The sequence below is a fragment of the Prauserella oleivorans genome (assembly GCF_042685745.1).
Taxonomy (GTDB): Bacteria; Actinomycetota; Actinomycetes; order Mycobacteriales; family Pseudonocardiaceae; genus Prauserella_A; species Prauserella_A oleivorans.
Genome location: NZ_JBHUNT010000001.1, coordinates 4,575,899 through 4,596,070, shown reverse-complemented (window position 1 = coordinate 4,596,070; position 20,172 = coordinate 4,575,899). Strand labels below are relative to the sequence as shown.

22 protein-coding genes and 1 riboswitch are annotated in these 20,172 nt (G+C 71.1%); of the genes, 17 read left to right on the top strand and 5 right to left on the bottom strand.

The features are described 5' to 3' along the window. Positions 1–176 precede the first annotated feature (176 nt). The 5 genes from ACFSZT_RS22535 (at position 177) to ACFSZT_RS22515 (ending at position 6,086) form a co-directional block, all read left to right on the top strand. Positions 177–716 carry a (2Fe-2S)-binding protein gene (locus ACFSZT_RS22535; protein ID WP_377386588.1) on the top strand — a complete coding sequence of 180 codons (540 nt, stop codon included), beginning with the start codon at positions 177–179 and terminating at the stop codon, positions 714–716. Next, the gene (locus tag ACFSZT_RS22530; protein ID WP_377386586.1) at positions 716–3,157 is read left to right on the top strand and encodes a xanthine dehydrogenase family protein molybdopterin-binding subunit; all 2,442 of its coding nucleotides are present in this window, start codon (positions 716–718) and stop codon (positions 3,155–3,157) included. The genes ACFSZT_RS22535 and ACFSZT_RS22530 overlap by 1 nt, the downstream gene beginning before the upstream one ends. Then, a complete protein-coding gene (locus tag ACFSZT_RS22525) occupies positions 3,154–4,008 on the top strand; it encodes an FAD binding domain-containing protein (RefSeq protein ID WP_377386584.1) in 855 nt (284 codons plus the stop codon). Before ACFSZT_RS22530 ends, ACFSZT_RS22525 begins: the two co-directional genes overlap by 4 nt. Before the next feature lie 97 nt (positions 4,009–4,105). Further along, positions 4,106–4,831 (top strand): SRPBCC family protein, encoded by a 726-nt coding sequence (locus ACFSZT_RS22520; RefSeq protein WP_377386581.1) that lies wholly within the window; start codon positions 4,106–4,108, stop codon positions 4,829–4,831. Positions 4,832–4,988: 157 nt separating this feature from the next. Continuing rightward, positions 4,989–6,086, top strand: a complete 1,098-nt coding sequence (locus ACFSZT_RS22515) for an NAD(P)-binding domain-containing protein (RefSeq protein ID WP_377386578.1) — start codon at positions 4,989–4,991, stop codon at positions 6,084–6,086. A 25-nt stretch (positions 6,087–6,111) separates the two neighbouring features. Here the strand turns inward: ACFSZT_RS22515 and ACFSZT_RS22510 are convergent, their stop codons facing one another. After that, a complete protein-coding gene (locus ACFSZT_RS22510; protein ID WP_377386575.1) occupies positions 6,112–6,537 on the bottom strand; it encodes a DUF6098 family protein in 426 nt (141 codons plus the stop codon). A 151-nt stretch (positions 6,538–6,688) separates the two neighbouring features. Further along, a riboswitch (glycine riboswitch) is annotated at positions 6,689–6,791 on the top strand. Positions 6,792–6,936: 145 nt separating this feature from the next. Between ACFSZT_RS22510 and gcvP the strand changes: the two genes are divergently transcribed. Genes gcvP through glyA form a run of 4 tightly spaced genes read left to right on the top strand, consistent with a single transcriptional unit; the run spans position 6,937 to position 12,543 of the window. After that, complete coding sequence (gene gcvP, locus ACFSZT_RS22505; RefSeq protein ID WP_377386572.1) at positions 6,937–9,789, top strand: aminomethyl-transferring glycine dehydrogenase; 2,853 nt, start codon at positions 6,937–6,939, stop codon at positions 9,787–9,789. 4 nt (positions 9,790–9,793) lie between these two features. Further along, entirely contained in the window at positions 9,794–10,873 is a 1,080-nt protein-coding gene (gcvT, locus tag ACFSZT_RS22500) for a glycine cleavage system aminomethyltransferase GcvT (protein ID WP_377386569.1), read from the top strand. Positions 10,874–10,886: 13 nt separating this feature from the next. After that, positions 10,887–11,270: a glycine cleavage system protein GcvH gene (gene gcvH, locus ACFSZT_RS22495; protein ID WP_377386566.1), complete on the top strand. Its 384-nt coding sequence runs from the start codon at positions 10,887–10,889 to the stop codon at positions 11,268–11,270. A 1-nt stretch (position 11,271) separates the two neighbouring features. Beyond that, positions 11,272–12,543, top strand: a complete 1,272-nt coding sequence (gene glyA, locus ACFSZT_RS22490) for a serine hydroxymethyltransferase (protein ID WP_377386563.1) — start codon at positions 11,272–11,274, stop codon at positions 12,541–12,543. A 124-nt stretch (positions 12,544–12,667) separates the two neighbouring features. Here the strand turns inward: glyA and ACFSZT_RS22485 are convergent, their stop codons facing one another. Beyond that, complete coding sequence (locus tag ACFSZT_RS22485; RefSeq protein ID WP_377386560.1) at positions 12,668–13,330, bottom strand: O-methyltransferase; 663 nt, start codon at positions 13,328–13,330, stop codon at positions 12,668–12,670. Between the two features lie 26 nt (positions 13,331–13,356). Further along, positions 13,357–13,572: a hypothetical protein gene (locus ACFSZT_RS22480; RefSeq protein ID WP_377386557.1), complete on the bottom strand. Its 216-nt coding sequence runs from the start codon at positions 13,570–13,572 to the stop codon at positions 13,357–13,359. 139 nt (positions 13,573–13,711) lie between these two features. Between ACFSZT_RS22480 and ACFSZT_RS22475 the strand changes: the two genes are divergently transcribed. Continuing rightward, on the top strand, positions 13,712–14,944 hold the full coding sequence (locus ACFSZT_RS22475; protein ID WP_377386554.1) for an NAD(P)/FAD-dependent oxidoreductase: 1,233 nt from the start codon (positions 13,712–13,714) through the stop codon (positions 14,942–14,944). Between the two features lie 9 nt (positions 14,945–14,953). On the opposite strand, the gene ACFSZT_RS22470 is transcribed toward ACFSZT_RS22475, so the two are convergent. Beyond that, positions 14,954–15,136 carry a MerR family transcriptional regulator gene (locus tag ACFSZT_RS22470; protein ID WP_377386551.1) on the bottom strand — a complete coding sequence of 61 codons (183 nt, stop codon included), beginning with the start codon at positions 15,134–15,136 and terminating at the stop codon, positions 14,954–14,956. Between the two features lie 117 nt (positions 15,137–15,253). Here ACFSZT_RS22470 and ACFSZT_RS22465 point away from each other — a divergent pair, with 117 nt between their 5' ends. Next, the gene (locus ACFSZT_RS22465) at positions 15,254–15,547 is read left to right on the top strand and encodes a hypothetical protein (protein WP_377386548.1); all 294 of its coding nucleotides are present in this window, start codon (positions 15,254–15,256) and stop codon (positions 15,545–15,547) included. An 84-nt stretch (positions 15,548–15,631) separates the two neighbouring features. Here ACFSZT_RS22465 and ACFSZT_RS22460 read toward each other — a convergent pair whose 3' ends face one another. Further along, positions 15,632–15,877 carry a hypothetical protein gene (locus ACFSZT_RS22460; RefSeq protein WP_377386545.1) on the bottom strand — a complete coding sequence of 82 codons (246 nt, stop codon included), beginning with the start codon at positions 15,875–15,877 and terminating at the stop codon, positions 15,632–15,634. A 268-nt stretch (positions 15,878–16,145) separates the two neighbouring features. Here ACFSZT_RS22460 and ACFSZT_RS22455 point away from each other — a divergent pair, with 268 nt between their 5' ends. From ACFSZT_RS22455 to ACFSZT_RS22430, 6 genes are all read left to right on the top strand, one after another. Further along, complete coding sequence (locus ACFSZT_RS22455) at positions 16,146–16,355, top strand: hypothetical protein (RefSeq protein ID WP_377386542.1); 210 nt, start codon at positions 16,146–16,148, stop codon at positions 16,353–16,355. Continuing rightward, complete coding sequence (locus ACFSZT_RS22450; RefSeq protein ID WP_377386539.1) at positions 16,352–16,876, top strand: DUF6879 family protein; 525 nt, start codon at positions 16,352–16,354, stop codon at positions 16,874–16,876. Before ACFSZT_RS22455 ends, ACFSZT_RS22450 begins: the two co-directional genes overlap by 4 nt. Beyond that, complete coding sequence (locus ACFSZT_RS22445) at positions 16,873–17,700, top strand: helix-turn-helix domain-containing protein (protein ID WP_377386536.1); 828 nt, start codon at positions 16,873–16,875, stop codon at positions 17,698–17,700. The genes ACFSZT_RS22450 and ACFSZT_RS22445 overlap by 4 nt, the downstream gene beginning before the upstream one ends. Before the next feature lie 115 nt (positions 17,701–17,815). Further along, positions 17,816–18,034, top strand: a complete 219-nt coding sequence (locus tag ACFSZT_RS22440; protein WP_377386534.1) for a hypothetical protein — start codon at positions 17,816–17,818, stop codon at positions 18,032–18,034. A 502-nt stretch (positions 18,035–18,536) separates the two neighbouring features. After that, complete coding sequence (locus ACFSZT_RS22435; protein ID WP_377386531.1) at positions 18,537–18,842, top strand: hypothetical protein; 306 nt, start codon at positions 18,537–18,539, stop codon at positions 18,840–18,842. Between the two features lie 191 nt (positions 18,843–19,033). Then, a complete protein-coding gene (locus tag ACFSZT_RS22430; protein ID WP_377386528.1) occupies positions 19,034–19,867 on the top strand; it encodes a P22 phage major capsid protein family protein in 834 nt (277 codons plus the stop codon). The last annotated feature ends 305 nt before the right edge of the window (positions 19,868–20,172 follow it).

Here is a 20,172-nt window from a genome sequence, read left to right as displayed (position 1 = left end):
CCGTCGTCACGTCCGCAGTTGCGGATCGAGGTGCGCGCACTCGCCAGAACGGGGGTTGTCCCGGCGGGGCGAACGTAGCAGGCTCGCCTTGTGAAGCCGATCACCGGTGCGGTGGTCGGTTACGGCCGTTCCCACGCGGCCCGTCCTGGACGGGCCGAGCCACCACAGGAGGCCCAATGCGCATCACCGTCACCGTAGACGGGACCCGCTACACCGATGACGTCGAACCACGCACACTTCTCGTGCACTACCTGCGAGAGCGGCTCGGCAAGGTCGGCACCGTGGTCGGGTGCGACACCAGTAACTGCGGAGCCTGCACCGTGCACCTGGACGGCCACAGCGTCAAGTCCTGTTCGGTGCTCGCCGTCCAGGCCGACGGCTGTGAGGTGACCACGATCGAGGGGCTCGCCCGCGACGGCAAGCTCCATCCCGTGCAGCAGGCGTTCCGGGACAACCATGCGCTGCAGTGCGGGTTCTGCACCCCGGGCATGATCATGCAGTCCATCGACCTGCTGGCCGACAACCCCGATCCCGACGAGCACGCCGTGCGCGAGGGGCTCGAGGGCAACCTCTGCCGGTGCACCGGCTACCAGAACATCGTCCGCGCCGTGCGCGATGCGGCGAGCCACATGAAGCCTGGCGCGGGCCCCGAGGCCGAGCAGGTCTCCGAGGCCCAGGCACGCCAGGCCGCCTCGAGCGTGGGCGGAGGTGAATGATGACCGCCACCGTGGAACCGGAGGTCGGCCGGGCTCGCGTCCGCAAGGAGGACGAACGGCTCATCACCGGCCGCACCCGCTGGACCGACAACATCACGCTGCCCGGCATGGTCCACATGGCCTTCCTGCGCAGCACGTCGGCCCACGCCAAGATCGTCAGCATCGACACCTCGGCGGCCAAGGAGATGCCGGGTGTCATCGCCGTGTTCACCGGTGACGACCTCGACCCCGAACAGAAGATCGGCATGCCCAACGCCTGGCCGATCACCCCGGATCAGAAGGCCGCGCGCCGGCCGGTGCTCGCGCAGGGCACCGTGAACTTCGCGGGCGAGGCCGTGGCCGCAGTCGTCGCGCGCAGCGCGGCCGAGGCCGAGGACGCGCTCGCCGAGATCGACGTCGAGTACGAGGACCTCCCCGTCGTCCTCGGCCTCGAGAACGCGATCGCCGAGAACGCCCCGCTCGTGCACGAGGAGCTCGGCACCAACCGCAGTGCCCTGTGGGTGTTCGACTCGGCCGAGGCGGGTTCGGGCGGCGACGTCGAGCAGGCGATCGCGGACTCCGAGGTCGTCGTGAAGCGACGGTTCCGCCAGCAGCGGCTCGTGCCCGCGTTCATGGAGCCGCGTGCGGTCGTGGTCGACCCGACGGCGCCGCAGCTGACGATGTGGTCGGCGACCCAGGTGCCGCACATCCTCAAGACCATGGCGGCACTGACGCTCGGCCTGCCCGAGCACCGCATCCGCGTGGTCGCCCCCGACGTCGGCGGCGGCTTCGGCGGCAAGCTGGCCGTCACGCCCGAGGAGTTCGCGACACTGCTCGTGGCGCAGAAGCTCGGTAAGCCGGTGAAGTGGACCGAGTCCCGGTCCGAGACGATGGTCGCCGCCCATCACGGCCGGGACCAGATCCAGGACATCACCATCTCGGCCACGCGCGACGGCACGGTCACCGGGCTCAAAGTCGATCTGCTCGCCGACATGGGCGCCTACCTCGGCATCGTCGGCGGCGGCGTGCCGGTGCTCGGCGCGTTCATGTTCAACGCGATCTACAAGATCCCGGCCTACAAGTTCTCGTGCACGACGGTGTTCACCAACACCACGCTCACCGACGCCTACCGCGGCGCGGGCAGGCCGGAGGCGACGTTCGCGATCGAGCGGATCATGGACGAGCTCGCCGCGGAGCTCGGCATGGACCCGATGCAGCTGCGCGAGAAGAACTGGATCAAGCACGACGAGTTCCCGTACACCACGGTCTCCACGCTCACCTACGACTCGGGCAACTACGAGGCCGCCACCGAGAAGGCCATGCAGCTGTTCGACTACGACGGACTACGTCGCGAGCAGCGGGAGCGCCGGGAGCGCGGTGACACGGTGCAGCTGGGCATCGGCATCTCGACGTTCACGGAGATGTGCGGGTTGGCGCCGTCGCGGGTGCTCGGGTCGCTCGACTACGGCGCGGGCGGCTGGGAGCACGCGGCCATCCGCATGCTGCCCACCGGCAAGGTCGAGGTGGTCACCGGTGCGTCCCCGCACGGGCAGGGACACGAGACGGCGTGGAGCCAGATCGTGGCCGACCAGCTGGGCGTGGCGTTCGAGGACGTCGAGGTGCTGCACGGCGACACGCAGTCGTCGCACAAGGGCCTCGACACCTACGGCTCGCGGTCGCTGGCCGTCGGCGGCATCGCCGTCGTCAAGGCCGCGGAGAAGGTCATCGCCAAGGCTCGCAAGGTCGCCGCGCACATGATGGAGGCCTCCGAGGACGACCTCGAGTTCGCCAACGGCAAGTTCACGGTCCGCGGGACGGACCGGTCCACGGCCATCCAGGACGTGGCGCTCGCGGTGTTCGCGGCACACGACCTGCCCGAGGGTGTCGAGCCCACGCTGGACTCCGAGGCGGTCTACGACCCGGAGAACTTCTCCTTCCCGCACGGCACGCACCTGTGCGCGGCCGAAGTGGACACCGAGACCGGACGGGTGTCGCTGCGCTCGTACGTCTGCGTCGACGACGTCGGCAAGGTGATCAACCCGCTGATCGTCGACGGCCAGATGCACGGTGGGCTGGCCCAGGGCATCGCCCAGGCGCTGTACGAGGAGGCCGTTTACGACGAGTCGGGCACGCTGACGTCCGGCACCTTCGCGGACTACCTGCTGCCCTCGGCGATGGACCTGCCGTCGTTCACGACCGACCGCACCGAGACGCCGTCGACCACGAACCCGCTGGGCGTCAAGGGCGTCGGCGAGGCGGGCACGATCGCCTCGACCCCGGCCGTGGTGAACGCGGTGATCGACGCCGTGCGCCACTACGGCGTCAACGACATCGAGATGCCGCTGACCCCGATGCGCGTGTGGCGGGCCATCCACGCGGGCGACAAGGCGGCGGGTGGCCCCGGTGCCGAGGCCGGTGGCGGTCTCGGTTCGATCGACCCGGAACACGGAGGTGCGCAGTGATTCCCGCTCCGTTCGACTACGTCGCTCCATCCACTGTGGACGAGGCGGTTCGAGCGCTGTCCGAGGCGGGCGAGGACGCGAAGGTCCTCGCGGGCGGGCAGAGCCTGCTGCCGGTGCTGCGCATGCGGCTGGCCGCGCCCACCACGGTGGTCGACCTCGGCAAGATCGCGGAACTGCGTGGTGTGCGAGACGACGGCGACGCCATCGTGATCGGGTCGATGACCACGCACTACGACGTGCAGCGGGACCCGCTGATCCACGACCATGCCGTGTTGCTCGCCAAGGCGACCGCCACCGTGGCCGACCCGCAGGTGCGCCACCGGGGCACGTTCGGTGGCTCGCTCGCGCACGCCGACCCGGCCGGTGACCTGCTCGCGCCAGCGCTCGCGCTGGACGCAGAGATGGTGATCCGCGGGATGGACGGCCAGCGGACGGTGCCCGCGGCGGAGTTCTTCGAGGACTTCTTCACGACCTCGCTGGCGCCGGAGGAGATCCTCGTCGAGGTCCGCGTGCCCAAGCACACGGGCTGGCCCGCGCACTACGAGAAGTTCAACCGGGTCGCGCAGGCGTGGTCGATGGTCGCGGTGGCGGCCACGGTCCGCGCCGAGGGCGGCACGATCGCCGAGGCCAGGATCGGGCTGACGAACATGTCGTCGGTGCCGGTGCGGGCCCGCGCGGTCGAGGAGGCGCTGGTCGGCCAGCCGGCCACCGCCGACGCGATCCGCGCCGCCGCCGAGCACGCGGCCGAGGGCACCAACCCGACCGTCGACGGCAACGCCGACGTCGAGTACCGGCAGCACCTCGCCCGTGTCCTCACCGGCCGCGCGATCGAAGCCGCCGTGGCAGGCTGAGAACAGTCCCCGAGGGCACCGCGGTCCCGCCGGGTCCGCGGTGCCCTCGGGCTCAGCGGCTAGTCAAGACCTGGACATCGAGGAAGGAGGTCGGCCCGTGCGGCTCGACCACGAATTCGCCGTTCCGGCGCCCATCGACGAGGTGTGGAAGGCCGTCATCGACCCGGAACGGGTGGCGCCCTGCATGCCCGGCGCCACGCTGACGTCGGTGGAAGGCGACACGTTCAAGGGCACGGTGAAGGTCAAGCTGGGGCCGGTCTCGTTGCTGTACAAGGGAACCGGCGAGTTCCTGGAGAAGAACGAGCAGTCCCGGCAGATCAAGATCAAGGCGTCCGGCAAGGACGCGCGCGGTGCGGGCACGGCGTCGGCCACCGTCACCGTGACGCTGTCCGCCGAGGGCGACACCACCAAGGGCGCCGTCGAGACCGACCTGAACGTCACCGGCCGGCCCGCTCAGTTCGGGCGCGGGATGATCTCCGAGGTGGGCGGCAAGATCCTCGACACGTTCGCGGGTAACCTCTCCGAGGAACTGTCCTCGTCGGGTACGCCTGCGACGCAGGCACCGGCACCCGGCCCGGGCACCGACACCACGCCGGGGCGCGGCGACGAGTCGAAGATCGCCACCGGCGCCGCTGCGGCGGCCCCTCCCGCGCAACCGGAGAAGCCCCAGCTGGAGTCGGTGAAGCCGGCCAAGGAAGCCGAGGCCATCGACCTCTTCGACTACGCGGGCGCTTCCGTGGCCAAGCGGCTCGCTCCGGTGATCGCCGGGGTCGCCGCGGTGCTCGGCATCGTGACGATCGTCCGGCTGCTCCGTCGCCGCTGAGGACCCGCCGGCCCGTGTCGTCCCCGGTGCGGCGGCTTTGAGCGTGGGCCGCCGCACCACTCGGGAAGGCGGCCGCACCAGGCAGGGGCCGGATCGCTGCCCGGCCTGCTGCATGGGCTTTGGGAAGGTCTCGGCGCGGAGATCCGTTGCACGAGGTATGCGGGCTGACCACGAGACCGACGTCGTCGTCATCGGCGCGGGACAGGCGGGACTGTCCGCCGCCTATTTCCTCCGCCGGGCCGGGCTCGCCAACGAGTCGGGGTTCGTGGTGCTCGACCACGGCAAACGCGCGGGTGGTGCGTGGCAGTACCGTTGGCCGTCGCTCCGGCTCGGCCGGGTGCACGGCCTGCACGACCTCCCCGGACTCCCGCTCGGCGCCGCCGACAGCACCAGGCCCGCAGCGGACGTCGTGTCGGACTACTTCGCCCGTTACGAGGAGACCTTCGACCTGCCGGTGCACCGCCCGGTCGACGTCCGGTCCGTGACCGCCGACGGCAGCGGCCCGGACCGGCGGTTCCTGGTCGACGGTGGCGCCGAGACCTGGTCGGCGCGCGGAATCATCAACGCCACGGGTACGTGGGACCGGCCGTTCTGGCCGTACTACTCGGGGCGCGAGACGTTCACCGGGCGGCAACTGCACACGGCCGACTACCGAGGTCCCGGCGAGTTCGCCGGCCGGCACGTCGTGGTGGTCGGGGGCGGGACGTCGGCCGTGCAGTTGCTGCTGGAGATCGCACCCCTCGCCGCGGGAACGACGTGGGTCACGCGCACACCGCCGGTGTTCCACGAGGGTGAGTTCACTCCCGAGCACGGCCGCCGGGTGGTGGCCGAGGTCGACGCGAGGGTCCGCGAGGGCAAGCCGCCGCGCAGCGTGGTGAGTGGGACCGGGTTGTGGCTGACCCCGGAGGTCCGGCGCGGCCTCGAGACCGGTGTCCTCGACCGCAGGCCCATGTTCGACCGCATCACCCCGCACGGCGTGCGCTGGGCCGACGGGGCCGAGCAACGCGCCGACGTCATCCTGTGGGCCACCGGGTTCCGCGCCGCACTCGACCACCTGCGCCCGCTGCGGTTGCGCGAACCCGGGGGTGGCATCCGGATCGCGCCGCAGGCCGCCGGCACGCCGCGGGTGGGCGGCCTGCGTGTCGCCGCCGAGCCGCGGCTGCACCTCGTGGGGTACGGGCCGTCCGCGAGCACGGTCGGGGCTGCCCGCGCCGGTCGCAGCGCCGTCCGGGAGCTGCTGGCGACCCTGGGGTGAGCGTCAGTGGTCCCTCAGTGGTCCTTCAGTGGTCGTTGTGCGTGGCGGTGCCCGCGTTCAGGCGTGCGTGGTAGTGCTCGCGCGCCTCGTCCAGCAGATCGGTGCTCATCCACGCGACCGGGTTGAGGTCGACGAGCAGCGGTTCGTTGTCGGGCCCGAAGTCGACCTGCCGGCCCGACAGCAGCCAGGGCCGCGCGCCCTCGTCGAGTTCCCGCAGGTACTGGCACACGCGCCGGGCGAGCCAGTCCTCCAGCGGCAGCGTCCACCAGCCCGGAGCCGCCAGCGGGTTCACCGACACGCCGGGCATGAGCAGGCCGCTCTCGTGGTCGGTGCTGGGATGGGAGGCGTCGGATTCGGGGCCGGGAGAGTAGCGCAGATACGGGGCGACCCCCATCTCGACCAGCTCGGTGAGCTCGCGCAGGGTGTGCACGGTGAACATCTCGGCTGCCATTGCCGACGATTTCCCTGGGGCCTACCACGCCAAACGCCGGCGGGAACGGACCATTCGCGGCGCGGTGTTCGTCACTGCCTCGCCGTTGCCTGTGGACGTCTGGCAACGCCCCGCGTAGGTTACTCCTCTATAACCGAATACCGCGGCTGTTCGAACCAGGGCGGGAGAGACCCCGTGCGCCACTCGTGGCGACAGGGGGCACCGAAGGAGCAAACACCCCACAATCTCTCAGGTACCGCTACCGCCCGTGGTAAGGCCACTCTGGAAAGCAGGCTCACCGGAGCCTCACCCAAGGTGAAAGCCGTGCTCGCGCACGGTGAAACTCTCAGGTGCCCATGACAGAGGGGGAGTTCCCAGCCCGGCGGGTATCCCCGTCGTGCACGTGAAAGGAGCTCCTCGATGCCCGTGTCAGAGCCGCCCGCATCGTTCGTCCCGCGACATCTCGGACCCGGTGAGGCCGAGCAGGCCAAGATGCTGGCCGAATGCGGTTACGGCAGTCTGGACGCGCTCGTCGCGGCCGCCGTGCCGCAGGCCATCCGCAGTGCGGACGAACTGACCCTGCCGCCCCCCGCCTCCGAGCAGGAGGCCATCGCCGAGCTGCGCAGGATCGCCGCGAAGAACCGGCCGATGACGCAGATGATCGGCCTCGGCTACCACGACACCGTCACTCCCGCCGTCATCCGGCGCAACGTGTTGGAGAACCCCGCCTGGTACACGGCCTACACGCCGTACCAGCCGGAGATCTCGCAGGGCCGGCTGGAGGCACTGCTCAACTTCCAGACCATGGTCGCCGACCTCACCGGGCTGACCACCGCGAACGCCTCGATGCTCGACGAACCCACCGCGGTCGCCGAGGCCATGATGCTCATGCGCCGGGCGGCGAAGTCGAAGTCCGGCACGCTCGTGGTGGACGCCGAGTGCCTGCCGCAGACCGTGGCCGTGCTCCGCACGCGGGCCGAGGCGGTGGGCATCGACATCGACGTGCGCGACCTGGCGCAGGGCATGCCGGAGGAGTTCTTCGGCGTCGTCGTCCAGTACCCCGGCGCCTCCGGCGTGCTGCGCGAGCCGGAGTTCTACCCGCGCATCGCAGAAGCCGCCGCGGAGGCGAAGGCGCTCTACTGCGTCGCGGGCGACCTGCTGGCACTGACGCTGGTGAAGGCGCCCGGCGAGTTCGGCGCCGACGTCGCGGCCGGCAGCACCCAGCGCTTCGGCGTCCCGATGGGTTACGGCGGCCCGCACGCCGGGTATCTCGCCGTGCGCAAGGGGCTCGAGCGTTCGCTGCCGGGACGCCTGGTGGGCGTGTCCATCGACGCAGCGGGCGCGCCCGCGTACCGGCTGGCACTGCAGACCCGAGAGCAGCACATTCGCCGGGAGAAGGCCACCAGCAACATCTGCACCGCCCAGGTGCTGCTCGCCGTCATGGCGTCGATGTACGCCGTCTACCACGGACCGGACGGGCTGCGGCGCATCGCCGAGCGGGTCCACGGGCACGCGGCCAGGCTGGCGGCGGCGTTGCGCGCGGGCGGCGTCGAGGTGGTGCACGAGACGTTCTTCGACACGGTGCTCGCCCGCGTGCCCGGCGGGGCGGGTTCGGTGGTGGCCGCGGCCCGGGAGGCGGGCATCAACCTCGGCCTCGACGGTCCCGACCACGTGCGCGTGGCGTGCGACGAGGTGACCACTCCGGAGATCGTGGACGCGGTGCTGCGGGCCTTCGGCGTCCCCGGGCCGCCGGCTGACGGTGCCGGAGCGTCCGCCCTGCCGGCCGGTCTCGAGCGCACCAGCGAGTACCTGACGCACGAGGTGTTCCACACTCACCGCTCCGAGACGGCGATGCTGCGGTACCTGCGCCACCTCGCCGACCTGGACTACGCGCTCGACCGCGGCATGATCCCGCTCGGCTCGTGCACGATGAAGCTCAACGCGACCACCGAGATGGAGCCGGTCAGCTGGCCCGAGTTCGCCGGGCTGCATCCGTTCGCGCCCGCCGAGGACGCCGCCGGCTACCACGAGCTCGTCGAGCAGCTCACCACCTGGCTCGCCGAGGTCACCGGATACCACACCGTGTCGCTGCAGCCCAACGCCGGCAGCCAGGGCGAGCTGGCGGGGCTGCTCGCGATCCGCGCCTACCACCGCGCCAACGGGCAGCCGGAGCGGGACGTGTGCCTGATCCCGTCCTCGGCGCACGGCACCAACGCCGCGTCGGCGGTGCTGGCCGGAATGCGCGTCGTGGTGGTGGCGTGCACGAGCGACGGCGACGTCGACCTCGCCGACCTGCGGGCCAAAGTGGACGAACACCGGGGCACGCTCGCCGCGATCATGGTCACCTACCCGTCCACGCACGGCGTCTACGAGGCCGGGATCGCCGAGCTCGCCCGCATCGTGCACGACGCGGGCGGCCAGGTCTACGTCGACGGGGCGAACCTCAACGCGCTGCTCGGCCTCGCCAAGCCCGGCGAGTTCGGCGGCGACGTCTCGCACCTCAACCTGCACAAGACGTTCTGCATCCCGCACGGCGGCGGCGGACCGGGCGTCGGTCCCGTCGCGGTGCGCGAGCACCTCGCGCCCTACCTGCCGAACCACCCGGTGTTGCCGCAGGCAGGGCCGGCCGGCGGGGTCGGACCGATCGCCGGGGCGCCGTACGGCTCGGCGTCGATCCTGCCGATCTCGTGGGCGTACGTGCGCATGATGGGTGCCGGCGGCCTGACCCGCGCGACGCAGGTCGCCGTGCTGGCCGCCAACTACGTCGCCTCCCGGCTCGGCCCGCACTACCCGGTGCTCTACACGGGACAGAACGGGCTCGTTGCCCACGAGTGCATCCTGGACCTGCGCCCGCTCACCAAGCAGACCGGCGTCACCGTCGACGATGTCGCCAAGCGGCTCATCGACTACGGCTTCCACGCGCCGACGATGTCCTTCCCCGTGGCGGGCACGCTGATGGTCGAGCCCACCGAGAGCGAGAACCTCGCCGAACTCGACCGCTTCTGCGACGCGATGATCTCCATCCGCCGGGAGATCGACGAGGTGGCGGCCGGGCGCTGGCCGGTGGAACGCAGCCCGTTGCGCGGCGCTCCGCACACGGCCGAGCAGCTCACCGGCGAGTGGGACCTGCCCTACGATCGGGCACTCGCGGTGTACCCGGGCGGGACCCGGGCCAAGGGCAAGTACTGGTCACCGGTGCGGCGCATCGAAGGGGCGTACGGGGACCGCAACCTCGTCTGCTCGTGCCCGCCCGTCACCTCCTACGAGGGCTGAGGACATGAAGACTCCATTGCACGACGTCCACACCGGACTCGGTGCGTCGTTCACCGACTTCGCGGGCTGGTCGATGCCGGTGCGGTACTCCAGCGACCTCGCCGAGCACCGGGCCGTACGCGAGGCCGCCGGGCTGTTCGACCTGTCCCACATGGGCGAGATCGAGCTCAGCGGGCCGCAGGCGGCCGACGCACTCGACTACGCGCTGGTCGGCAAGCTCTCCGCCGTCAAGGTCGGGCGTGCGCGGTACACGATGATGTGCGACGCCGAGGGCGGTGTGCTGGACGACCTGGTGGTGTACCGCCTCGGCGACGAGCGCTACCTCGTGGTCGCCAACGCGGGCAACGCCGCCGTGGTCTCGGCGGAGCTGGCCGCCCGCGCCGACGGGTTCGACACCGAGGTCACCGACCGCTCGGCCGGGACCGCGCTCATCGCGGTGCAGGGCCCGCGTGCCGCGGCCATCGTCGGCAGGGTCAGCGACGCCGACCTGGACGGGCTCAAGTACTACGCGAGCACGGCCGCGGTGGTCGGCGGCCAGGAAGTGCTGCTGGCGCGCACAGGCTACACCGGCGAGGACGGCTTCGAGCTGTTCGTGCCCGCCGAGCGGGCGGCGGCCGTGTGGCGGGTGCTCAGCGAGGCGGGGGAGGGGGACGGGCTGACGCCCGCCGGACTCGCGTGCCGGGACACGCTGCGGCTGGAGGCCGGGATGCCCCTGTACGGCAACGAGCTGAGCACCGTGGTCACTCCGTTCGCCGCCAACTTGGGCCGGGTGGTGAAGTTCGACAAGCCGGGCGACTTCGTCGGCCGGGCCGCATTGGAGAAGCGGCAGGAGCCGGCGAAGGTGCTCGTGGGTCTGAAGGGCAGCGGCCGGCGTGCGCCGCGCCACGGGTACCGCATCCTCTCCGGCGAGGACGAGGTCGGCGAGGTGACCAGCGGCGCGCTGTCGCCCACCCTCGGATACCCGATCGCCATGGCCTACGTCCCCCGGGAGCTCGCCGAGCCCGGCACCACGCTCGCCGCCGACATCCGCGGCCGCCACGAGCCCGTCGAGGTGGTCGCCCTGCCCTTCTACCAGCGTTCCTGAGAGGCTTTCACACATGAGCGTTCCCCACGACCTGCGCTACACCAAGGAACACGAGTGGGTTCGGATCGCCGAGGGCGATGGCGACACCGTGACCGTCGGCATCACCGCATTCGCGGCCGAGTCGCTCGGCGACGTCGTGTTCGTCGAGCTGCCGGAGGCCGGTTCCACGGTGCGCGCGGGCACCCCGTGCGGGGAGATCGAGTCCACCAAGTCGGTGAGCGAGATCTACTCCCCGGTCGACGGCGAGATCACCGAGATCAATCAGTCCGTTGTCGACAGTCCTGAGATCGTCAACTCCGACCCGTACGAGGCGGGCTGGCTGTTCCGGGTGCGCGTGGACAGCCTGCCCGAACTGCTGGACGCCACCGCCTACGCCGCGCTGACCCAGGAGGGCTGACATGAGTTCGTTCGATGCCGATCTGTCTACTGTGGACCCGGATGTCGCGGCCGCCGTCGGAGCCGAGCTGCACCGCCAGCAGGCGACGCTGGAGATGATCGCCTCCGAGAACTTCGCGCCCGCCGCCGTCCTCGAGGCGCAGGGCTCGGTGCTGACGAACAAGTATGCCGAGGGCTATCCCGGCAAGCGCTACTACGGTGGCTGCGAGCACGTCGACGTCATCGAGAACCTCGCGATCGAGCGGGCCAAGTCGCTTTTCGGCGCCGACCATGCCAACGTCCAGCCGCACTCCGGTGCGCAGGCCAACGCCGCCGCGATGGTCTCGCTGCTGCAGCCCGGCGACACGATCCTCGGGCTCGACCTCGCCCACGGCGGCCACCTGACGCACGGCATGAAGCTCAACTTCTCCGGCAAGCTCTACAACGTCGTGGCCTACCACGTGGACGCGGACACCGGCCGGATCGACATGGCCGAGGTGGAGCGGCTGGCAGTCGAGCACAAGCCGAAGCTCATCATCGCCGGCTGGTCGGCCTACCCGCGCCAGCTCGACTTCGCCGAGTTCCGCCGGATCGCCGATGCGGTTGAGGCGAAGCTGATGGTGGACATGGCACACTTCGCCGGACTGGTGGCGGCCGGGCTGCACCCCAACCCGGTGCCGTACGCCGACATCGTCACCACCACGACCCACAAGACGCTCGGCGGCCCGCGCGGCGGCATCGTGCTGTGCCGGGAGGAGTACGCGAAGAAGGTCAACTCGGCGGTGTTCCCGGGCCAGCAGGGCGGTCCGCTCGAGCACGTCATCGCCGGCAAGGCGGTGGCGCTGAAGATCGCCGCGAGCGAGGAGTTCCGCGAGCGGCAGCAGCGGGTGCTGGAGGGTGCGAGGATTCTCGCCGATCGGTTGTCCGAACAGGACTGTGCCGACGCCGGCGTGCGGGTGCTGACGGGCGGAACGGACGTCCACCTCGTGCTCGTCGACCTCGTCAACTCCAGTTTGGACGGAAAGCAGGCGGAGGATCGGCTGCACTCGGTGGGCATCACCGTCAACCGCAACGCCGTGCCGTTCGACCCCAGGCCGCCGATGGTCACCTCGGGGCTGCGTATCGGGACGCCCGCACTGGCCACGCGTGGGTTCGGCGCGGAGGACTTCACGGAGGTCGCCGACATCATCGCCCGGGCTCTGCAGCCGGACTTCGACGAGGCCACCGAGCGGGAGCTGCGCTCGCGCGTCGAGCTGCTCGCCGGGAAGCACCCGCTGTACGCAGGCCGGTCGTAGGCGGTCCCGGTGCGGCGAGGCGACGCCCGGCGTCGCCTCGCCCAGCCCTTCCTGGCCGGTGTCGCCGGGCACCGCGGCGCCTGAGGGCGGTCCGGTCGAGCGGCATCGCCGGGTGTGAAGCGGATCAGCCGGTGACGAGCGCGATGGCGAGACCGTCGTAGCCCTTGCCGCCCACGGTCTGCAGCGCGGTGGCCTCCACGCGTGGTTCCGCCGCCATGAGGTCGAACATGTACTGGGTGCCGCGCACCGACGGGTCGTTGCTGTCGCGTTCGGCGATCGCGCCACCGCGTACGACGTTGTCCACCACGATCACCGTGCCCGGCCTGCTGAGCTCCAGCGCCCACGTGAAGTAGTCCGGGTTGCTCTGCTTGTCGGCGTCGACGAACACGAGGTCGAACGGCGCGTCGGTGCGCAACTGCGGCAGGATGTCGAGCGCACGGCCGACCCGGATGTCGACGATGTCCGCCAGCCCGGCGCCCGCGACGTTCTCCTTCGCGACCGCGGCGTGCCCGGCGTCCGCCTCGAGGCTGATGAGCTTTCCGTTCGACGGCAGCGCCCGGCCGAGCCAGATGGTGCTGTACCCGCCGAGCGTGCCGATTTCCAGGATCGCGCGGGCGCGCGCCATGCGCGCCAGCAGGTACAGCAGCTTGCCCTGGTTGGGCGTCACGGCGATGGCGGGCAGGCCCGCCGCGTCACTGGCCCGCAGGGTCGCGTCGAGCGCCTCGTCCGGCGCGACGAGGTGACTGCTCAGGTACTGGTCGACGGCATCCCAGGTCTGCTGATCCATGCCGTGAGCCTAGGGCAGGAACGTGGTCAGCCCACCTCGTCCGCGTCGCGAGGGCGGGCGAGATGCACCACCGCGTCGCGCAGCGCCGCGCGCAACCTGCCGACGTCCAGCGGCGAGAGGACCGCCGCCTCACCCGGCGGTGCGACGACCACCACGTGCTCCTCACCGGCGAACACCGTCAGCCGCCGCTTCCGGCCCGCCAGATCCCGGCAGGGCACCGCCCACTCGTCTCGCACCGTCACGCCGACCACCTCTCGTCGCTCCGTGTAGCTCCGTGCGCGGTGGTGGGACGCGCGGACAGGCCCGACATGACGGGGTTCGCGGGCGCCCTCGTGCGTGTACCGTCGAGATGCAGGTCACAGGCCTTCGCTGGGAGGGGCCATGCCCGAACCACAACGGATCGTGATCGTCGGTGCCGGTCTGGCGGGAGCCACCGCGGCGGCCACTCTGCGGGAGCGGGGATACGCGGGCGAGGTCGTCATGCTCGGCTCCGACCGGCATCCGCCCTACGAGCTGCCCGCGCTGTCGAAGGCCCTGCTGCTGGGCGACCGGGACGAACCGGCCTGGGTCCGCGACGCGGGGTTCTACGCCGACCACGACATCCAGCTGTACGGCGGCCGCACCGTCACCCGCCTCGAACCCGGAGCGCGGAGGGTGCACGACGATCACGCCGGATCCCACCGCTACGACCGGCTGCTGCTCGCGACCGGGTCCCGGCCCCGGCAACTGCACGTGCCGGGCGGAAAGCTGCCGGGCGTGCACACCCTGCGGACGCTTGATGACGCGCTCGCTCTGCGGACGGCGCTGCGCGACGCCGAGCGGGTGGTGATCGTCGGCGCGGGCTGGATCGGCACCGAGGTGGCCGCCGCCGCGCGCAAGCACGGCGCCGACGTGACCGTCGTCGATCTGGTGCGCCTGCCGTTGCAGGGCGTGCTCGGCGACGAGGTCGCGGCGGTGTTCCGTGACCTGCACACCGAGCACGGTGTGCGGTGGCGGCTCGGCACGCGCGTCGCCGAGATCACCGGCACCGACCGGGTGCGCGCCGTCCGGCTCGAGGACGGTACCGAGTTGCCCGCCGACGTCGTGGTGGTCGCCGTCGGGGTCGAACCGCGCGTGGACCTGGCCCATACCGCGAGCCTGGACCCGGCCGACGACGGCGGGATCGTCGTGGACGCCATGCTGCGCACCTCGGTGCCGGACATCTACGCCGTCGGCGACATCGCGTCGCACTTCCATCCGCGCTACGGCCACCGGGTGCGCGTCGAGCACTGGGCCAACGCGAAGGATCAGGGAGCCCACGTCGCCGGGAACCTGCTCGGGGCCGACGAACCGTTCCTGCGCTCCCCGTACTTCTTCACCGACCAATATGACGGTGATAGGGCGATCGGATGCGAGTACCGGGGCCTCGCCGATCCGGTCGCGGACAAGCTCGTCGTCCGCGGCGACCTCGACGCCCTCGAGTTCGTCGCGTTCTGGCTCCGCAACGGCCGCGTCCGAGCGGCCATGAACGTGAACGTGTGGGACTACGGCGAGGCGCTCGATCGGATAGTCGACGCGCAAGCGACGCTCAATGAGGACGCCTTGAAGGGCGAGGACCTGAACAGCCTCGGGTGACCGCGTTAGCTAGCGGCGCGGACGCTCTAGCGCTCGCTTCAAGCGTTCGATGTTCCAGCGGTAGTGCCCGCCGGGCGTGACGAGGTCGGGCTCGACGACACCGTCGACAACCCAGCGGGAGAGGGTGCGCCGGTCGACGCCGATTGCCTTCGCGGCGTCGGCGGTCGGTACGAGGCGGTCGGATGAGGTCACGTGTCCACCCTCGCGTTTGAACGCCTCCGTTTCTACCGAGAAGTCTCGCTTCCGTCGTTCACGGCTAATGGCGTACGATTGCCTCAGAATGTCTCATTTACGGCAGATGGAGGCTCCATGCTCAGCGCACGCACCACCCTCACCCCCACCGAGGCGGCCGTCCTCGCCCGCGTCGACTCCGTCGAGCCGGTCGAGCTCGCCGCGGTGCGCCTCGGCCTTCACGCCGCCGCCGCGGTCCGCATCCTCGCCCGCGCCCGCGCGATTCGCGCCCGCGCCGAGGCGGACATGAAGGCGGCTGCCGTGCTCGCGCCGACCGTTGCGACGGTCGAGGTCCCGTTCGGCCGGCCGACCCGTGTCCCGCGGGGCAGCTCGCCCCGTCCGTGGCCGTCTGCCCTCGGCTGCTTGCGGTAGTCGAGCGCCTCACCCCAAATAGGAGAGACCCCCGGCCGATCGCCGGGGGTCTCTCGCGTTGCTCCGCGCGTAACGGAGCGCTAGCTAGTCGTGCGGTTGATCCGGGTTGATAACGAGGTGCTGAGGACTTGCGAGGACGTGCCCATCGAGCTCGCTCGCGCGGGCGTACAGGTCTGCCGAAAGACCGCCGAGCACGTCGGCGAGCGCCCGGAGCCCCTCGGCTGGCAGCTCGCCCCCGTCCTGCCTCGACATCAATTCGACGACCGCCTCGCCGAGGCGACGGTTCGTCTGGCTCAGCCGGACGAGGAGCTCGCGGTCCCGGGCGATCACTCCTCGTCCTCGATCGGCCACCCATCGGCCCCCACGAGGAGCCACGTCCCGTCCGGGAGGACTAGCCAATACATGCCCGCTTCCCCTCGGTCGACTGTGACACTCATCATCCGAGCAACTATCGCAACGTTCAAGCAACACTAGGTTTGTTCACTCGAACGGCGGTAGGACGGTGCGTGTGAACGTCACACGAATGCCGGTAGGCCGTTGCGAGGATTGCCGACACGATGCGACCGTTACGGCTCGACCGACGGCAGGAGAAGGAACCTTGAAGCTGACTTTCCTCGGCACGACCTCCGACAAGGGCTCGTGCCCGAACGTCTACGTCACCGACCGTGGGACCTACGTCGTACAAGGCGAGAAGGTGACCGACCCGGAAGCCCTCGAGGCCTTGCGCGCCCGCGGTCTGCCCGATCACGAGACCGTGGTGGAAATCCCCGCTGCGCTGGTGCAGTACTTCCCGGAGGCGCGCGGGTGAGTTGGGCCGAGCACGGTCCCGAGAAGTTGCCGGAGTTGCTCGACGCCGTCGCGGTGTCCTCGTGGCGGTGGGAGGCGCAGGGCGACTACTCGGCGATCGACGGCGAGCTCATGCGCCGTTGGCGGGCCGGGCTCGGCCGGGACCCCGAGGCGGACCGTGGGTGGATCGACTATGTGCGAGGGCTCCGCGCCCGCGGCATCCCGTTTCAGCGCGCGCGCATGGTGACTGACCCGCCGACGGAGTACCTGCGTTGCCAGCTCGACATGACGTATATGAACGTCGAGCAAGCCGGCGAGGACATTCGGTGGGTGACGGAGGCGACGGCCCGTGCGCTTGACATGCCGCGCTACGACTACTACCTCATCGACGACGCGTGCGTCGCCGTGCTGGTCTTCACCGACGAGGGCCTCCTCGGTGGCGTGCGCGTGTGCCGCGACGTCGAGGTAGTCGACCGACACCGCGCGTGGCGTGATTCGATCTGGCCGCACGCGATCCCACATCAGGAGTACGTCACCCGGTGACCGACCTCGACCAACGTCGCCTTGCGCTCGCCGACGAGCTCGCCGTCCTCATGCGCCGCGCCGGCATGTCCGGCCGTCGACTCGCCGCGGCGGCGGGCTGGCAGCCGAGCAAGGTCTCCCGCATCCTCACGGGCAAGCAAGCAGTCTCCGACGACGACCTCATCACGTGGTGCGCCGCGACCGACGCGCCGCCCGCGGACGCCGAGCGCCTCCGCGACGAGCTCCGCTCGATCCGCGCTGAGGCCGCGCGCTGGTCCCGCCAGGCAGCCGCCGGACACCGCGCGCTTCAGGAAGACATGAGCGCACTCGAGCACCGCGCGCACCGAATCCGGAGCGTTGACCTTGCGCTCGTCCCCGGCCTCGTCCAGACCGCCGACTACGCGCGCGCCCTGTTCGCCTCGCTGGCCCGCATCCGCCGGACTCCACCCGACACCGACGAGGCCGTCCGCGCTCGGCTCCAACGACAGAGCGTGCTCTATGACTCGAGCAAGGCAATCGAGCTGCTGACGACCGAGTTCGCTCTACGTCAGCCCGTCGGCGACCGCGCGATCATGGCCGCTCAGCTCGACCGGCTCCGCGCGCTCGACGGCCTTCCCGCGGTGCGGTTGCGCATCATCCCGCTAGACGTCCCGCTCCCCGTCCCGTTCCTGCATGGGTTCTGCATCCTCGACGACTACGTCCTCGTCGAGACGCTCCATCAGGACGCGTCGACCACGATCGCCGACGACGTCGCACTCTACGGCCGCATCGCCGACCAGCTCTGGGAGACCGCCGTCGAGGGCGACGAGGCACGCGCGGTCCTTGCGCGTGCGCGTTGGGCGTGATCTCCGCCACGGCTTTTCTGGCCACCAGGCGGAACACGCACGCGACGGTTACAGGACGTCTTACTACCTGGATAAGGGGTCGATGTCCCTGTCACAAACATCGCCGGGAGGCGACGTGTACGAGACTGTTTTCCCCACCTGTGGGCACCCGCTGTCGCCGACCAACGTCTACCGCCGGCCGAACGGCGCCCGCGTGTGCCGCAAGTGCCGCAACGCCGCCTCGACCCGCGCCCACGCGCGCCGACGCGCCCGGGACGCCGCCGAGCTCGAGGCGCTACGCCTCCGCGTGGCCGAGCTCGAGGCCGAGCTCGAGCGGCACCGCCGGGCCACCTAGCCCGGCTCGATCACGGCGTCGACGGTTTCCCTGTCCACGGCGGCGTGCGCCCATCTGACGCCTAGCCCGGGCTTGGGCACCCGGGCGCCCGGCCGCCGTCTGCGGATGGCTTCCCGCGATCGGACGGCGGCCACCGACTCCCGCGCGCGTCGCGCGATGACTCCCGCGTCGGGTCGGTTCACCGACGCGGTCGAGCGCGCCTTCGGGCGTGAACCGCTGCGGGCGGTTGAGCCACCCATCGAGGTTCCGGTCTCCGCCGGCCGGGGCTTCGATGGGTGCTCCGCCCCGCCGAACCTCCGAATCTTCGTGGACTCCGGCGTCTTCCTCTCCGCCGGGTCCGCGATGGGCGCGGCGTGCGCAGACGTCGCGCTCGACCCTCGAGCCGCTCCCGCCGGGCGGTTGAGCGCTCGAGGGGCAACTTCGCGCGGGTCCCGTGTGGGACGGCTCGGGACTCGCGCGATTAAACCCCGTCCCGCCGACCGTCCCGCCGAGGAGCCGCCCCATGCTTCCTGCCCCGTCGCCAACAGCCCTGATCCGTGCTCGCGGCCTGCTCGACGCCGTGCTCGCGAACGACGCCGAGCGGTACTTCGCCGTGATGGCCAGCGATCATGACGACCCGGAGTCGTCGCCGTACGAGACGTTCACGGCAGTCCTGTCGTGGGCGGTTGCCCTGCTTTCCTCGACGGCCGACCTTGCGAAGGCGGCCGAGGTCGAGGGCGTCGCGCACCTCGAGGGCGCCGAGCTCGTCGAGCGTGTGCTCGACGACCACCTCGCCGCGCTCGTCGCGGCGGCCACGGCCGAGCACTAGCTCGGCCCTCGCGCGCCTCCGCCCGGACGCGCTCGCGCAATGCGTGCGCGCCCCCGCGGTCGGCACCCACCCCACCCCCATGACCGGCATACCTCGTGTCCGCAACGGACGGGGAGCGGCGCGCAACGCGTCCGTCCACATTGCTCACCGGTCCCTCCCGATTTCGTTGACACGTAAGGAGATTGCTCGACATGGCAGTAACCGCTTTCATCCCGCAGATTTGGTCCGCCTTTCTTCAAACCGCGTTTCAGGAGCGCGAGGTCATCGCTTCGACCCTGACGCGTGAGTTTGAGGGCGAGGCCGTCCGCGGCAACGTCGTCCGCGTGCCCTTCGCGGCGACCCCGTCTGTCGTCGATTACGCCGCCGCGGGCCGCACGATCAACGCCGAGGAGGCGACCGTGACCACGGTCGACGTCCCGGTCGATCACGAGGACGCCTTCGCCGTCAAGATCGACGACGTCGACCGCGCGCAGGCCGCCGGTTCCTTCGAACCCGTGATGCGGGCCGCTTCCGGCGCGCTCGTTGAGAAGTACGAGACCCGCCTCGCCGAGATGCTGCTGACTGGCGGCACCGCGCTCGACGGCTCGGGCACCGACGCGGCCGACGGCGACGCCGCCTTCGACGTCGTAATGGACCTCCGGCAGGCGCTGTCGCAGGCGAAGGCGCCGCTCGGCGAGCGGTTCCTGATCGTGAACCCGGAGTTCTCGCGGATGCTGCTCGGCGCCGACTCGAAGCTGACGAGCGTCGACGCGGCCGGCGACGCGGCCGGACTCCGGCAGGCGACCATCGGCCAGCTCGCCGGCTTCACCGTGGTCGAGACCGCGATCCTGTCCCCCGGTCGCCAGGCCGCGATCGGCCTGCACTCCTCGGCCGCCGCGTTCGTCAGCCAGATCAACGAGACGGAGGCCGTGCGGGCGCACAACGCCTTCGCCGACGTCGTCCGCGGCCTGCACGTCTCCGGGCACGCCGTGCTCCGGCCGGAGGCCGTGGTCGTGTTCCAGGGTGCCGCCCCGGCGGCCGGCTGACCCGCCCCCGCGGCCCGTCCTCGCCTCGCTGGCCAGGGCGGGCCGCGGTTCGTCTCCGCTCGACCGTGACCTCACCTCGACCGCGACGCCCCGCGCCAGCGTGCGCCGCCGGCCAGCGCGCCGCCGTGGCCTTCGAGCACATCGAACGAAGCGAACACGACGCGACTCCGTTGCGACGCCGGACCGCGTCGAGGCGCACACCCGGCCCGGCCCGCTCGCTGCCCGCGTCCGTGTCGCCGTCGTCGTTCACACCGTCGAGTCCGGCCGCGACTCCGACGCCGACGAAGGCGGAAGTGTCCTCAAGG

Excerpts from the sequence above, each read along its gene's own strand:
- glyA (WP_377386563.1), top strand. The coding sequence starts at position 11,272 with ATGAGTTCGTTCGATGCCGATCTGTCTACTGTGGACCCGGATGTCGCG.
- gcvH (WP_377386566.1), top strand. The coding sequence starts at position 10,887 with ATGAGCGTTCCCCACGACCTGCGCTACACCAAGGAACACGAGTGGGTT.
- ACFSZT_RS22485 (WP_377386560.1), bottom strand. The coding sequence starts at position 13,330 with ATGGATCAGCAGACCTGGGATGCCGTCGACCAGTACCTGAGCAGTCAC.
- ACFSZT_RS22465 (WP_377386548.1), top strand. The coding sequence starts at position 15,254 with ATGCTCAGCGCACGCACCACCCTCACCCCCACCGAGGCGGCCGTCCTC.
- gcvT (WP_377386569.1), top strand. The coding sequence starts at position 9,794 with ATGAAGACTCCATTGCACGACGTCCACACCGGACTCGGTGCGTCGTTC.
- ACFSZT_RS22515 (WP_377386578.1), top strand. The coding sequence starts at position 4,989 with ATGCGGGCTGACCACGAGACCGACGTCGTCGTCATCGGCGCGGGACAG.
- gcvP (WP_377386572.1), top strand. The coding sequence starts at position 6,937 with ATGCCCGTGTCAGAGCCGCCCGCATCGTTCGTCCCGCGACATCTCGGA.
- ACFSZT_RS22510 (WP_377386575.1), bottom strand. The coding sequence starts at position 6,537 with ATGGCAGCCGAGATGTTCACCGTGCACACCCTGCGCGAGCTCACCGAG.
- ACFSZT_RS22435 (WP_377386531.1), top strand. The coding sequence starts at position 18,537 with ATGCTTCCTGCCCCGTCGCCAACAGCCCTGATCCGTGCTCGCGGCCTG.
- ACFSZT_RS22430 (WP_377386528.1), top strand. The coding sequence starts at position 19,034 with ATGGCAGTAACCGCTTTCATCCCGCAGATTTGGTCCGCCTTTCTTCAA.
- ACFSZT_RS22475 (WP_377386554.1), top strand. The coding sequence starts at position 13,712 with ATGCCCGAACCACAACGGATCGTGATCGTCGGTGCCGGTCTGGCGGGA.
- ACFSZT_RS22530 (WP_377386586.1), top strand. The coding sequence starts at position 716 with ATGACCGCCACCGTGGAACCGGAGGTCGGCCGGGCTCGCGTCCGCAAG.
- ACFSZT_RS22535 (WP_377386588.1), top strand. The coding sequence starts at position 177 with ATGCGCATCACCGTCACCGTAGACGGGACCCGCTACACCGATGACGTC.